The following is a 14,050-nucleotide window of genomic DNA, read 5'->3' as shown; positions in this document are numbered from 1 at the left end:
TCTCCTCCACTACAACAGTTTTGTTTTTAATGCTTCTGTATAATTCATAATCGCTACTCGTAAAACGATCTTTGTTCCCTTTTCAAACATTAAGTCATCCACATTTGAAACTAAGAAACACGTGGAAATTCCTAGCTTACGAATGATAACTAAGTCACAATTTTTATGCTTTATCGCTTCATAATTTTCACGTAAAACTTGTAACACCATTTTTCCTTCTTCTAAACTAACGTCTCCCGATTGAAGAAGTTCTTCTAACATGTACACATAAAGAATATCTACAAATTGAAAATCTGTCGTTTTGTTCGTTTGCTCTATAAAAAATTGCAAAACGGGTTCTGAAGCAATCCCTTTACGGATGAGATCTTCTTTTGTTAAAAGAATCTCTGTTACGCTCGGTGAAAACATATTCGCTAATTCATCAAGAGACAAATCCTCTTTCAGCGTTTGAATTTTATCAATACGCTCTAATATTTTTTCTTTCGGAAAAAATGTTTCTTGACCTGTGAAAGTTGACTTCCTTACAAACCAATCTTCCGGTATTAAATTTTTTCTCTTCCACCTATATAACTGTCCGTATGAAATACCAGTTAGTTCTAATAAATCTTTTTTTGAAATTAAGTCTGTACTCAACTGTGTAACACTCCTTCCTAATAACAATGTAACATAACACTGTTACGTTGTAAATGAGATTTAATAACACGTAGCGTAACAACGTGCAAAACAACTCTCCATTTCATAAAAAAAGGTTCTTACGCATCTCATTAAAATGCGTAAGAACCTATATATATCAAGATTTAAACCATATATCATAAAAATCAATCCAGCCTTGTGAATTAATCATTATATTTTGTATTTTTTCGTGTGAACTTACTCGCTGTTTATTGCGATATAAAGGAATGATATGCATTTCACGTAACAGTGTGCCCTCAATATCGCGTAACAGTGTCACCCATTTGTCTAATTGATTTTCTATAAAATAAGACTGCAATACTTCGTTAAATTTTATATTGCTATGCTGATGAATAAAGCTGTTTTTTGTAAGAAACATATATAGTAAACTTTCTTCAATACGCTCACTAATTGTCGCACTATCATGCATTATATCAGCCTTTTGTATCGTACTTGTTTGCAATAACTCTTTTGTTTCAAGAAATTTAATATCAATTATAATTCCGTATTTCGCACACTCTTTTTGTATCCAATTGGAGTCTTCGACATGATCTTGTCCTGTAAATGTGTATAGTCGCAATGTTTCATTACGGTAAGAGCTTTCTTTAATAAGCGTATATATATCCTCATTTATATGTATTGTACCACTCTTTGTTAGCACTAATTCTTCGGCCATCTCTCCGCGCGCTCCTTGTAATTCCGCAATAAGCGCATTGCTATGAATGATTTTATATAGAGCTTTCCGAAACATCTTATCTTGCATGGGCCCTTCTTTTGCAGTATTTAACGTAATGTATGTTACATTCGACTCAAGTCGAGTTAGTTCTTTATGATGCTTTTCTATATCTTTATATCGTGCTTTCGCTAAAACATCGTACGTATTAACACTGTGCTCTACATTCCATAATTCAATTCGGTTGAGAAAAGGTCGCTCTCGAAAATAATAATCATGTGCTTCTAGTACGAATACATCCTCATTATTTTCACATAACCGAAACGGTCCTGTACCAATTAAATTACCTTTTTCATCTTCACTTACAATAGAACACTGTTCTGAACTTAAAACATGTAAAAATAACTTATTATCTGTAGATAAATGAATCTCCACAATGTAGTCATCTAGTATATGTAAACTTTCAACATGCTGTAACATCCAAGCATGCGGATTATTTTTAGCTTTCAAGAACCGTTCAAATGTATGTATAACGTCATGAGCGATAAATTCTTTCCTGTTATGAAACTGAACACCTTTTCGTAAGTAAAAGGTCCATATATGATTCTGATTATCATATTCCCAATAAAACGCCAGTCTTGGCTCTACATTTTTTGTACTTCCGTCTACATACACTAACGTGTCATATATATGTTTGACCATATGACATTCCGAACGCATCGTGGCATATACAGGATCTAATGCAATGTCTAGATTCATTTGAACTTGCAAACGTAGCACATCTCTTCTCCCTTGAGACGTCCTTTCAACTTGATAACCAAATATTGAATCTATCCAAGTTTGAAATTGTGGTTGGAGCGATGGAAAATACGAGCTATACCGTTCGATAAACGCGATCCCGCTTTTTACGTCCCCTTGTTTCGTTATTTCTTTTCCTCTTTCTAAAATTAAAGAAAGCGGATGTTTTTGAAATAACAACTTTGAACGATTCCCTCTTCCTCGGCCAGGAAACCACACAATCCAATGTAATTTTTCTAATTTTTTTATGATTAGTTTACTATTCCGCTCTGTACAAAATAATGTTTCGGATATATTTTGTATTGTTATTTCTATTTGTTCCCCCTCTGCTCTCCCTTTTCCATACTGGAGCCATAGGTTCATATATTGCTCCAAAATGCTCATAAAACGCCCCCCTAAAAGATGAAAAATCTTCCCCTTTCATTCTACCCTTTTTCATTTTTAGCTTCCACCTTATCATTTTAATATAGAAAGGAGGAATTAGAAATGAATCATTTTTTAAAACGTTATAATAGGCCAATCCTCATTCGGTTGTTCGGTGAATTGTTAGTCCGGACGACTGAAGCAATGTTAGCTATCATTTTTATTGTTCACGTTAATAAAGTGTTAAATAGTAATGTCATCGTTACAATGCTTCTTTTCGGATTACAGCCTCTCGCTGATATTGTGTTTACATTAATTGCTGGAGGTGTAACAGATAAATACGGTCGTAAGAAAATCATGTTACTCGGCTTAGTTTTACAAGCTTTCGCCGTAAGTGGATTCGTTTTTGCTGAATCCGTCGCCTTTTTTGCCTTATTGTATGTAGTAAATGGTATTGGCCGCTCTTTATACATTCCGGCACAGCGCGCTCAAATCGCTGACTTAACGAAGGAAGAACAACAGGCCGAAATATTTGCGGTTCTGCAAACGATGGGAGCAATTGGCTCTGTAATCGGCCCATTAATCGGTGCTTTTTTCTATAATAGTCATCCTGAGTACTTATTTATTGCACAAGGTGTGACTCTTACTCTTTATGCCGTGCTCGTATGGACTCAGCTTCCTGAAACAGCTCCACTCATAAAAAACGTTAATAAAACTAAAGAAGTATATTCACCAAAACATTTTATTTCGAAACATTACGCTGTGTTTGGACTTATGGTTTCTACGCTACCTATTAGTTTTTTCTATGCTCAAACCGAATCGAACTATCGTATATTCGCCGAAAGTGTATTTCCAGATTTTCTATTCGTACTCGTATTTATCTCAACTTGTAAAGCAGTCATGGAAGTTATTCTTCAAATTTTCCTTGTGAAATGGTCTGAACAGTTTTCTATGGCTAAAATCATTGTTATTTCCTATACTTGCTTTACTTTAGCTGCTATTGGCTACGGTTATTCCACAACAATATGGTCATTACTCTTAACACTACTCTTTTTAGTAATTGGGCAAAGTATTGCTTTAAATCATTTACTACGATTCGTTTCACAAATGGCTCCAAGTCATAGACGTGGATTGTACTTTTCTATTTACGGTATACATTGGGATATTTCAAGGACTTGCGGGCCTTTTGTAGGTGCACTATTATTAAGTAAATTTAGCGGCAGTACTCTATTTTATATTTGTGCCTTCTTATTAATAATCGGCGGTATCATTCAAGCTTTTTTTGTTCAATCATTAGAAAGAAACAAAACAAAAGAGCTGTCCCTATAGGAACAGCTCTTCATTTAACCTGCCATTTTATTAATACTATCCTCCGGTGAGAACACAGAAATATGATGTACTTTACCAGTTGATTCCGGAATAATGAATTTCAATTCAAACTGGTTATTTACTTTGTAAATGTATATTTTGTCATTTCCATTTACTTTAACCGACGCCGGTTTTCCTAAAGCCTTTTCAACTTCTTGTAACGTAATCACTTTGAGTTCTGAATGATAAGAGCGAACGTCAAAGACTTGCGATCCTTTATTAAAGCCAAATGATACATTTTTATTTGTAAAAGTCGCGTACATCCCGTTCCCTGCTTGCTCAGTCTTATCTGCTTTTCCCCACGCTTTTTCTATTTCCTCGATGTCACCTGTATGTGCTGCATATGGTACGTTAGGTACTTTTCCTTCTTTCGCTTGCTCAAATAAATCTTTAATATGGTTAATTGATTTTTGATTAACTACTGTATTTTTTGAATTAGAATCTGTTGATGGTTTTGCTGAATCTTGACCTTTTGGTTTTTCCACAGGTTCTTTCTCTTTTTTCGAAGCGGTGTCCTCGTTCTTTTTACTCATTTCTGACGAATCACTCTTTTCTTCTGTACTATTTTCTGATGTTGGGTTAGTTTGTTTCTTTTCCTCAGCGTTATTACACGCGGTTAGAGCCGCTACACACGTTAAAGTTAGGAAAAATATAAGCACTTTCATACATACTTTCATCATTTTCAGCCTCCCTCTTCAACATATTCACTTTTGTAACCATTCCATTACACTACTCTTCAAATTATTTTTTCTCCAAAAAGTAAGTGCTTCCGTTTCTCCGAAAGTATGGACTATATATGATGCTCCGAAATAATAACCAAGTCGGTTGTATCCGAAATAATACGAATGTCTTCTAGTTTTTCAGGATACTTTTTAATTGCACTAGAAAGACGTTCTTCCTTCTTAGGACAGTGATAATTAAAATACTCTTCGAATACTTCTCGGTACATAGCATGATATTTGTTCAAGTCATGTAATCCTATATCATCGCTTTCCAAAAGCTTCAAAAAGCTTGGGATTGTATTGTTAATCATCTTATTCATCTCCTTGTATACACCTTCTCTCCATACTCGTTATATCCTTTTTTATAACTTAAAATAAACTGTCACAAAAGCTCCTTTAAATGCTAAAAACCAGCAGGAAGTGATTAATCTTCCTTGCTGGTTTAATTTTTTCTGAAATATAATTAAACAACCTGTCGCCATCAGAACTCCATTAAGATTCCCTATTTATATAATTAAAAAAGCTGTCCTATTTAAGGACAGCTTCAAATATGTATTTTTACACTTCGATAGATTTACCATCTTCAACGATATGGTAAAGTAAATGTGCTAAATGATGAATTGGACCATTTTCTTCCTCTTCTTCATTTGTCTCACCTTGGAATTCAAGATCATTTAAGTATAGTGCTAAAAATTGATAGAACAATTTCAAATCAAATCCGTAGCAAGCACTTGGTTCTTCATGATCTCCTTCATATTGTAACATTAAGTATTGCTCGTTTCCTTCTGCATCTTCAGCATCAAAGAATACGAAGAAACCAACGTTTGTATCTAAATCAAATAGATGACGAGTACCTTTTTCTGTTGCTTTATCGAAGTCCTCTTCACTTAATTTATGTACTGTTGTTGCCTTTGCATTATCCTCTTGATGAAAATTTACTGTAAATGATTTCAATGCTGACACCTCCTGATTGTATAAAAATAGCATAACAGATTAAACAACATAATACAAAGGGACTGCTCACAAATGTAAACAGCCCATTACTATTTATTTCCGTATAGCTCGTAATAAGAAGCTCACAATGAAAATTAATATTACTGCACCTATTAAAGCTGGAATAATTGCAAATCCCCCTATAACAGGACCGAATTTACCAAGTAATAACGTACCAAGCCAAGAACCGATAATACCCGCAATAATATTACCAATTACACCGCCAGGTACATCCTTTCCAGTAATCAAACTTGCAAACCATCCTAATATACCACCGACTATTAAATACCAAATCATATCATTACCTCCTTTATTTTTGAACGATAAAAATTATAATTAGAAACAATTGCTTACCATTAGTTATGTTTCATTTTTCGTAAGTTATTCGTCTTATGAAAATCATTCAAATCTGCTCAACCTTTTAAGGACAATCTGGCTTCAATATTGTTCTCATAAATTCGTCTTTAAACGCTTGATAATTAAATTCAGCGGCAATTCTTTGTATAGGACGATCATCAAACCTCGTCGGCTCAGCTATTTTTCTAAAATCTGCAACACTTTGACCTCTCGTTACATCATTTGTCGTACTTATCCAAACTGCTGATTTTTTATATTCAAAAATATCATCATTTATAAATGAAATGAACGGAAGTAAATCGTGAATCGGACTCCCAGCAATACCTGGATATTCTTTTTTGTAAAAGTTCTCGTAATAAAAATCGATCATTGGCTTAATAAGTTTCGCCTGTCCTGTTCCTTCTTTATCAATAATATCGACCATTTCAGGGGTGATAAGAGCGCGCTGCGTTACATTTAACGGATATATAGTAGCATTCTTCGCGTATTTCATAACGATATTCGCCGCAATTGGATCGCCGTAAAAATTAGCTTCCGATACTGGTGTAACGTTTCCCGGAAAAAGAAAAGCACCACCCATTATATAATAAGAACATACTCGATTCATTAAATTGGGGTACAACAAAAATAATGTTGCAAGTGTTGTTAATCGTCCCGTCGCCACTATAATAATATCTTCTGGACAAGGCTCAATTAATTTAATCAATTCACAAAAATTTTCTCTGTCACAAATTCTCATTTTCGGTGGAATAATTGGACCTAAACCGTGATCCCCATGAATTTCAGGGAAAAATAAAGGTTCTTCAGCTGTCATTGGTCTACTGGCACCTTCAATAATCTTCACTTTTGTAGCATAGTATCTTTCTAAAAAATAAACATTTTCCGTGACAATTTCCCGCGACACGTTACCATACTCTGCAACGATACCTATAATATCTAATTTGCATGTTTTATTCGCATAAATTAACGTTACTGCATCATCAATACCAAAATCTCCGAAAAAAATTATTTTTTTATTAACTTTCCTCCCCCCTCTCCAGCATAATCTACTATCATTATTATGCGAAAAAGACAAGGTGGTGAAACGGAGATAATTAAAAAAGCCGCCTATTTATTTATTGGCGACTTCAATCTTCTTATACGATAAATACGCTAGTACATTTTTGCTTGAATCATATTTCGGATTATTCCCTTTTCTCGGTTCTCTCATATGTGTTTTTTCAAACCCAGGAATGTCAGGCATTTTCTCTAAAAATTCAAGCATCTCTTCCTCAGTTCCCTCAATACGTACACGAATCATTATTACTATTCCTCAATTCTCATTTTCTCTGTACTAAGTATAACGTACTTCGGAAAGACTGCAAGAAATTTATCTTTTTAATGTTGAACTTTTTTTGCATACGAACAGTGCCATTTCAGTATAGAACGATTCTATTTTATTGTTTTCAAATTGAATTTTGAAGAATTCCTGCATTTCATTTGATGTTTTCATCATACACTCTGTTAACTTTACGCGTTTTTGCATAGGCACATCCATCATATCGCACCACCAGTCAAAATCGAACTTCTTGTCAAAAGTATGACATGACTGCATTTGTAAACCATGTTTTTCTAATAAAGTAATCCATTCTGTTTTTTTCAAAGCTCGTTCATGGCTCGGATCTCGCTTCTTTTCGATAAAGTTATAAAATGTATCAAATTCATTATTTTCTGGTGAAACATTATCAATTAATATAAATAATCCATTATATTCTAACGTACGATTTACTTCAAAAATAAATTGCAAAGGATCAACAAAGTGATGTGCTGCAATTCGGCATGTAATTGTATCAAAGGATTCATCAGCAAATGGTAAATTTTCTGCATTTCCTGCTACAAATGATACATTTTCATGCCCGTTCCCTTCTATAAAACCTTTTGCTTTTTCTAACATTTTTTCTGTTAAATCAAGAGCGACTACCTCTTTAAACATTGGGGCTAACAAATTTGCAACATGTCCACCACCAGTAGCAATATCAAGAAGACGAGTTTTATGACGAGTTTCAACTTGCTGAACTACATATTGTAAATCCGGTCCATTTGCATGAATTTTACTTTTCACATACTTCTCTGCATTACTACCAAATTGTTGTTTCACAAGTTCTTCTTTACTCATTTTTATCATCTTCTTTCTATTGTTATTTACATATACGATTCATTTAATTAATAAGTTCTCTTTACATATTTTCAAATCCTCTTTTAGTCTTATTTGTTACATACTCAAAACTTTATTCTTCTATACAAATCGTAGTATTGGAGTGATTGAAGACTTAAATTATTAGGAGAAAACAAAGAAGGCTGTGAGAACTTATCCCCACAACCTCATAAAACGCCCCTTACATAAGGGTCCATTCACATTCGTCTAAAATATGAATATTCTCTTGCAAATCCACATAGAATTCAATTTCATTATTAGTTGCCAATCTTGCAAACATTTCAGATTAATTCATACCAACCCATATCCATTCTGCTGAACCATCAAGTACCGCATTCTTTACATTTTCTAACTTAACAAGTTCCAATCTCATAAATCTATTCTTATTAACCGTTTGCTTATCTATTAATCCATATTCTATCCCATTTTCTAATAATGAGATAAACTTCCCAGCGATTGGATGTTCACGAACAATAAAATGATACTCCTTTTCATCTTTAGTTGCTACAATCAAACGAGAAATAGAAACATCAAATCCAGAATTCAGCATATGCATATTGATCAGCTCCTTTAGTAGTTTCATAAACATCATAACATTTAAATATTAAAATTAAATTAATATAATGTAAAATTATAAAAGCTGATTTCTAATAGGAAATCAGCTTTTATACACTTGTAATATTTAAATTTTTGACAAATCTATTTATATTGTTTCTTTTTCTTCGTCATTTCCAGACATTAAGTTCCCTATAGCATCCGCAGTAACTTCAACTACAAATTCACAAATCCCTACTACAACTTCTCCAACTACTTCCTCCATCTTTCTACCTCCTTGTTTTATGTAACTTATTTGTAGTATAGGAGATATTAGTTAATTTTAACTATCGGAAAAGGTGACAAAAACATTACAGATTTGTAAGCTATTTCAACGGTTTTGTGAATTTATACTTCTCCCCTTTGAAACTTTAAGTATTATTAACAACCAGATAGGTCATCATAATATAAAGTATTTAAGAATCCTAATTTAAAGGAGGCGTGTAAAATATACTACGTAAAATTAATTAAAGGTCAATCTTTCTATGCTTTTGATCATCGTTTTTTAATATCTCAAGAAGAAGCAGTTTCGGAGAAAATTTTTAATTACTTACGCCGTAATGAATTCTTTGAAGTGCGTAAAGAAGAATATTCTGCCTAATGTACAAAAAGCATCAAGAAACAACTCACAGTATTGTGATTCTTTCTTGATGCTTTTATATTATCGCCCCGCCCCATATTCAACTTTATTCTCAATTCTATTAACATCTTCTAGTATATGTCCAAGCTAATTCATCGTTACTTTCATATTTTAGTATATGAGGAGGTGACGAACATGACTCATATCATTGATTACCAAGCTACTCAACCAATAAATAAAACGGGTGAAACAACTTTTGTAATTCCCCATTCCCCAAACAAAGCAATTCTAGCAAGTATTAAATTGAAAATTTCAAGAAGCGATTCACGTAATAATCGAGTAGAATTAATCGCTACAGTTGGAGTTAAAGGTATAACTGATATATCACAAATATTATTTAGAATTTTCCGTGACAACACTGAAATTTTCAACACGCAAGTAGGTATTGAATCTACAGATTCAGAGCAATTCTACGCTCAAACATTTCAAGCTATTGATAAAGATGTAAGCTGCGGGACTCACGAATATTCATTAACTGTGGAAAATCTAACAAGTGCTGCAAGTGCAGACGTTGTTGGCCCTCTATCTTTTAGTGGTTTAGCTATTGGACAAGATCATAAGTGTTGCTAAAGGAATCTATTGTTTGATGTTGCATTTGAGAAAAGTGAGACGTAGTAACTACGTTCTCACTTTTTTATTTTCTCTATGTTTTTCTTTATTTTCAATTTGTATTTAATCAAGAGTTTTTCACATTTTGAATTACTTATTTCATCATATAATTAATCAAATTTTCGACAAATCAAAAAGATTGAAATCCACTAATGAAACACGTAATATAGACTCTGACTCTAAAAAAGGCGCGTTAAAAAATAATGAATAAATTAGGAGGTTTTATATACGAGTTTTTAATTTTAAAAGACTGAGAGGTATTAATTATGTGGCGTAATAAAAATGTTTGGATCGTATTAATTGGGGAGTTTATTGCTGGTCTTGGGTTATGGCTTGGTATTCTTGGTAACCTTGAATTTATGCAAAAATACGTCCCTTCTGATTTTATGAAATCCGTTATATTATTTATCGGACTGTTAGCTGGCGTTCTAGTTGGTCCAATGGCTGGTCGTGTCATTGACCAGTATGAAAAAAAGAAAGTTCTTCTTTACGCTGGATTTGGTCGTGTTCTTAGTGTTATTTTCATGTTTTTCGCTATTCAATATGAAAGTATCGCCTTTATGGTTGCTTTTATGATTGCACTTCAAATTTCAGCGGCATTTTATTTCCCTGCATTACAATCTGTAATCCCACTCATCGTTCGGGAACATGAACTATTGCAGATGAACGGTGTACATATGAATATCGGTACAATCGCTCGTATTGCAGGTACTTCACTAGGTGGAATTCTTTTAGTTGTAATGAGTTTACAGTATATGTATGCCTTCTCAATGGCAGCATACGCTTTATTATTCCTCTCAACTTTCTTCCTACAATTTGAAGATAAAAAATCCGCTACATCAAGTAAACAATCCGCTAAAGATAATAGTTTTATGGAAGTATTTCGTATTTTAAAAGGAATCCCTATTGCTTTTAAAGCACTTATATTAAGTATTATCCCTCTTTTATTTATAGCTGGATTCAATTTAATGGTTATTAACATTAGCGAAATACAACATGACCCAACAATTAAAGGATTCATATATACAATTGAAGGTGTAGCGTTTATGTTAAGTGCATTCGTTATTAAACGTTTATCTGATCATTTCAAACCTGAAAATTCACTATATTTCTTCGCATTTTGCACCGCTTTTGCACACCTTTCGTTGTTCTTTAGCGATATTAAATGGATGGCACTTGCCTCATTTGGTTTGTTTGGATTTAGTGTTGGCTGCTTCTTCCCTATTATGTCGACAATTTTCCAAACGAAAGTCGAAAAAAGCTATCACGGACGTCTCTTCTCATTCCGTAATATGTTTGAAAGAGTTATGTTCCAAATTGTCTTACTCGGCACAGGCTTCTTCTTAGATACGATTGGATTACAGTATATGGTTCTAATTTTCGGAGTCATTTCATTGTTAATTATATTTATTTCCCTATCTAAGCAGAAACAATTCGAAAAACAAACGTCGCAATCTGCTAATTTATAAAGTAAAACTTTAATCAGTGGGGGGTTTGTTCATCTCCCACTGATTATTAGCCCTCACCAATCAGGCTTTTACGGGCAGTTACCTCCCACCTAACCATCTCGCATTCGCCGAATTTTGAGGTGGGAGTCTTACTGCCCGCAAATAGCGAGATAAAACTAATACTTCTTAAGAATGGACCCAGTATTTTACTTGATCCATTCTTTTCAATTTCTAAGATTAAACTTTATATCCTTTGTATAGTCCAAATATTTAAAGGTGTATCGCTTACTGTTTTCGAATACAATAAACAATAGATTTTTCAAAAAGGAGCTGTGGAAATGTCTGTTGGTATGCAATTATTAATTACCCTTCTTTTTTCATTAGTTATGTTTTGCGTCCTTAATTTTCTAGCCATTTCCCTATCCCAAAATAACTTTAAAAGAAGGATTGTTGCAGGTTTCTTATTTTTACTGTTAACTCCCATTATCTTTTTGACTACTACAGCATTCGTTTCTATATTCAATAAAGGTGGTTTTGGATCAGCTAACCTAGCCTTTATTATTGCAAATATGTATGTTGTAAATGGAATTGTCATTCTTCTTTCCGCTTCATTTATCCTCAAAAGACATAACATAAGATAGAGTACTAGGCATGAATCTGGCATTACACTAGATTCATGCCTTTTTATTTTGAAATCCCACCCTTCTCCAAATTTTTATGTGAAATTTATTAATTCTTTATAAAAATTTAAACTTTATTCATTACAATATTCTTATTGTATTCGCACGTTTATAAAAAATAATAAGAAAGGAGTACACAATGAAAAAGTTTCTACTTATTTTCCCTATATTAATCGTTCTACTTAGTGGATGTAGCAATAATGATATATACGGCTCTTGGGAAGTCATTGATAATAAAAAAGGTGAATGCCCTGTGTATTATAAATTTGAAACAGTTGTAAAAGAAGAAAAGAAAGAAAAGGTTGTTCACAATTTAGCGGAAATGCAAACAACAACTAAAAAAGAGGATTTATTTAAAGGATCGTTTGTTAAAAATTCTAACGTGTATCGTATTGATTATGGTAACTCGTTTACATCGGATCAATCTTTAAAAGTTGTCGATAATAAATTAAATGTATACTTTTTTACAACTGAAAAAACATGTACATATAAAAAAATAAACAATTAATCTTCATTTATAACGTAGAAAATATTTTCTGCGTTATTTTTATATTTTTCCTTATTATCCTCCCTCTAAATTTGTCAATCGTTTTAATTTTCATAAAAAAATGATAAAATGTAAACATGTGTTTTCAGAATAATTAAAAACGCAGAAAGAAAACACTGTTTTTAGGAGGGGTTTTGATGACTTACACGTTAGCAACTAGAATGAAAGCATTCCAATCTTCTATATTTAGTGAATTAGGGTCCTATAAAAAAGAGAAAATTGCAGCAGGTCATAAAATGATCGATTTAAGTATCGGGAATCCTGATATGCCTCCTGCTGATTTTGTAAGAGAAGAAATGGTACATACGGCAAGTGCAAAAGAAAGTTACGGATATACGTTATCTGGTATTCAAGAATTTCACGAAGCTGTAACTGAATATTACAACAACACTCATAACGTTATATTAAATGCTGAAAAAGAAGTTTTATTATTAATGGGTTCACAAGACGGACTCGTTCATTTACCTATGGTTTTTGCAAATCCGGGAGATATAATACTAGTTCCTGATCCAGGATATACAGCTTATGAAACAGGAATTCAAATGGCCGGTGCAACCTCTTACTACATGCCATTAAAAAAAGAAAATGATTTCTTACCTAACTTAGAAGTTATCCCTGAAGAAATCGCTGATAAAGCGAAGATGATGATTTTGAACTTCCCAGGAAATCCAGTTCCAGCAATGGCTCATGAAGATTTCTTTAAAGAGGTAATCGCATTCGCGAAAAAACATAATATTATCGTTGTCCATGATTTTGCTTATGCTGAATTTTATTTTGATGGCCAAAAGCCGATTAGCTTCTTATCTGTACCTGGTGCAAAAGAAGTTGGCGTTGAAATTAATTCTTTATCTAAAAGTTATAGTTTAGCGGGTAGCCGTATTGGTTATATGATTGGTAACGAAGAAATTGTCGGCGCGCTTACGCAATTTAAGTCTAATACAGATTACGGTGTGTTTTTACCAATTCAAAAAGCTGCATCCGCTGCATTACGACACGGCGCTGCGTTTTGCGAGAAAAACCGAAGCATTTACCAAGAACGTAGAGATACTTTAGTGGACGGATTCCGCAAATTCGGTTGGAATGTCGATAAACCAGCTGGAAGTATGTTCGTTTGGGCTGAAATTCCGAAAGGATGGACTTCTCTAGAGTTCGCTTATGCACTTATGGATCGTGCAAATGTCGTTGTCACACCAGGCCATGCATTTGGTCCTCATGGCGAAGGCTTTGTACGTATTGCACTTGTTCAAGATAAAGTAGTATTACAAGAAGCAGTTGAAAACATTAAAAATAGCGGTATTTTCTCTATTGAAAAAATAGAAGAATTAGTTAAAAATTAATAATAACTCCCCTGCTTAACTTTAGCAGGGGTATTATTATTCCTGGAGGTACGAT

14 protein-coding genes and 3 pseudogenes are annotated in these 14,050 nt (G+C 33.4%); 7 read left to right on the top strand and 10 right to left on the bottom strand.

Going from position 1 to position 14,050, the window contains the following annotated elements; all coding sequences use genetic code 11:
- Positions 1 to 9: 9 nt before the first annotated feature.
- Together MR071_RS03790 and MR071_RS03785 are read right to left on the bottom strand one after the other, a co-directional pair.
- Positions 10 to 633 carry a YhbD family protein gene (locus MR071_RS03790; RefSeq protein ID WP_242235012.1) on the bottom strand — a complete coding sequence of 208 codons (624 nt, stop codon included), beginning with the start codon at positions 631 to 633 and terminating at the stop codon, positions 10 to 12.
- Between the two features lie 157 nt (positions 634 to 790).
- Positions 791 to 2,567 (bottom strand): annotated as a pseudogene (locus MR071_RS03785) (ABC transporter substrate-binding protein).
- Between the two features lie 62 nt (positions 2,568 to 2,629).
- On the opposite strand from MR071_RS03785, the gene MR071_RS03780 reads away from it, so the two are divergent.
- Positions 2,630 to 3,835, top strand: coding sequence for an MDR family MFS transporter (locus MR071_RS03780; RefSeq protein WP_242235007.1), 1,206 nt, complete (start codon positions 2,630 to 2,632; stop codon positions 3,833 to 3,835).
- 14 nt (positions 3,836 to 3,849) lie between these two features.
- Here the strand turns inward: MR071_RS03780 and MR071_RS03775 are convergent, their stop codons facing one another.
- The 8 genes and pseudogenes from MR071_RS03775 to MR071_RS03740 all read right to left on the bottom strand — a co-directional run bounded on the left by MR071_RS03775 (position 3,850) and on the right by MR071_RS03740 (position 8,690).
- A complete protein-coding gene (locus MR071_RS03775; protein ID WP_105584995.1) occupies positions 3,850 to 4,554 on the bottom strand; it encodes a YjgB family protein in 705 nt (234 codons plus the stop codon).
- Positions 4,555 to 4,685: 131 nt separating this feature from the next.
- A pseudogene (locus MR071_RS03770) lies at positions 4,686 to 4,907 on the bottom strand (aminopeptidase); the annotation flags it as partial.
- Positions 4,908 to 5,154: 247 nt separating this feature from the next.
- A complete protein-coding gene (locus MR071_RS03765) occupies positions 5,155 to 5,550 on the bottom strand; it encodes a hypothetical protein (RefSeq protein WP_002110404.1) in 396 nt (131 codons plus the stop codon).
- A 93-nt stretch (positions 5,551 to 5,643) separates the two neighbouring features.
- On the bottom strand, positions 5,644 to 5,886 hold the full coding sequence (locus tag MR071_RS03760; protein ID WP_070143465.1) for a GlsB/YeaQ/YmgE family stress response membrane protein: 243 nt from the start codon (positions 5,884 to 5,886) through the stop codon (positions 5,644 to 5,646).
- 124 nt (positions 5,887 to 6,010) lie between these two features.
- A complete protein-coding gene (locus tag MR071_RS03755; RefSeq protein WP_242235003.1) occupies positions 6,011 to 7,021 on the bottom strand; it encodes a nucleoside hydrolase in 1,011 nt (336 codons plus the stop codon).
- A 36-nt stretch (positions 7,022 to 7,057) separates the two neighbouring features.
- Entirely contained in the window at positions 7,058 to 7,246 is a 189-nt protein-coding gene (locus tag MR071_RS03750; protein ID WP_002110407.1) for a DUF3970 family protein, read from the bottom strand.
- Between the two features lie 69 nt (positions 7,247 to 7,315).
- On the bottom strand, positions 7,316 to 8,101 hold the full coding sequence (locus tag MR071_RS03745) for a class I SAM-dependent methyltransferase (RefSeq protein WP_242235001.1): 786 nt from the start codon (positions 8,099 to 8,101) through the stop codon (positions 7,316 to 7,318).
- A 220-nt stretch (positions 8,102 to 8,321) separates the two neighbouring features.
- Positions 8,322 to 8,690 (bottom strand): annotated as a pseudogene (locus MR071_RS03740) (hypothetical protein).
- A 492-nt stretch (positions 8,691 to 9,182) separates the two neighbouring features.
- Between MR071_RS03740 and MR071_RS03735 the strand changes: the two are divergent.
- From MR071_RS03735 to MR071_RS03710, 6 genes are all read left to right on the top strand, one after another.
- Complete coding sequence (locus tag MR071_RS03735) at positions 9,183 to 9,335, top strand: YqbF domain-containing protein (RefSeq protein WP_080018204.1); 153 nt, start codon at positions 9,183 to 9,185, stop codon at positions 9,333 to 9,335.
- A 174-nt stretch (positions 9,336 to 9,509) separates the two neighbouring features.
- Positions 9,510 to 9,944 (top strand): exosporium protein ExsC, encoded by a 435-nt coding sequence (gene exsC, locus MR071_RS03730; RefSeq protein WP_105584999.1) that lies wholly within the window; start codon positions 9,510 to 9,512, stop codon positions 9,942 to 9,944.
- 305 nt (positions 9,945 to 10,249) lie between these two features.
- On the top strand, positions 10,250 to 11,452 hold the full coding sequence (locus MR071_RS03725) for an MFS transporter (RefSeq protein WP_242234999.1): 1,203 nt from the start codon (positions 10,250 to 10,252) through the stop codon (positions 11,450 to 11,452).
- Positions 11,453 to 11,769: 317 nt separating this feature from the next.
- Positions 11,770 to 12,072, top strand: a complete 303-nt coding sequence (locus MR071_RS03720) for a hypothetical protein (RefSeq protein ID WP_105585001.1) — start codon at positions 11,770 to 11,772, stop codon at positions 12,070 to 12,072.
- A gap of 178 nt (positions 12,073 to 12,250) precedes the next feature.
- On the top strand, positions 12,251 to 12,619 hold the full coding sequence (locus tag MR071_RS03715; protein ID WP_105585002.1) for a hypothetical protein: 369 nt from the start codon (positions 12,251 to 12,253) through the stop codon (positions 12,617 to 12,619).
- Positions 12,620 to 12,795: 176 nt separating this feature from the next.
- Positions 12,796 to 13,995 (top strand): LL-diaminopimelate aminotransferase, encoded by a 1,200-nt coding sequence (locus MR071_RS03710; protein ID WP_142395781.1) that lies wholly within the window; start codon positions 12,796 to 12,798, stop codon positions 13,993 to 13,995.
- The last annotated feature ends 55 nt before the right edge of the window (positions 13,996 to 14,050 follow it).

It is taken from the genome of Bacillus cereus group sp. BfR-BA-01316, assembly GCF_022664195.1.
Lineage (GTDB): Bacteria > Bacillota > Bacilli > Bacillales > Bacillaceae_G > Bacillus_A.
Note: the sequence above shows the minus strand (reverse complement) of the source record. Positions and strands in the feature narration are given on the sequence as shown.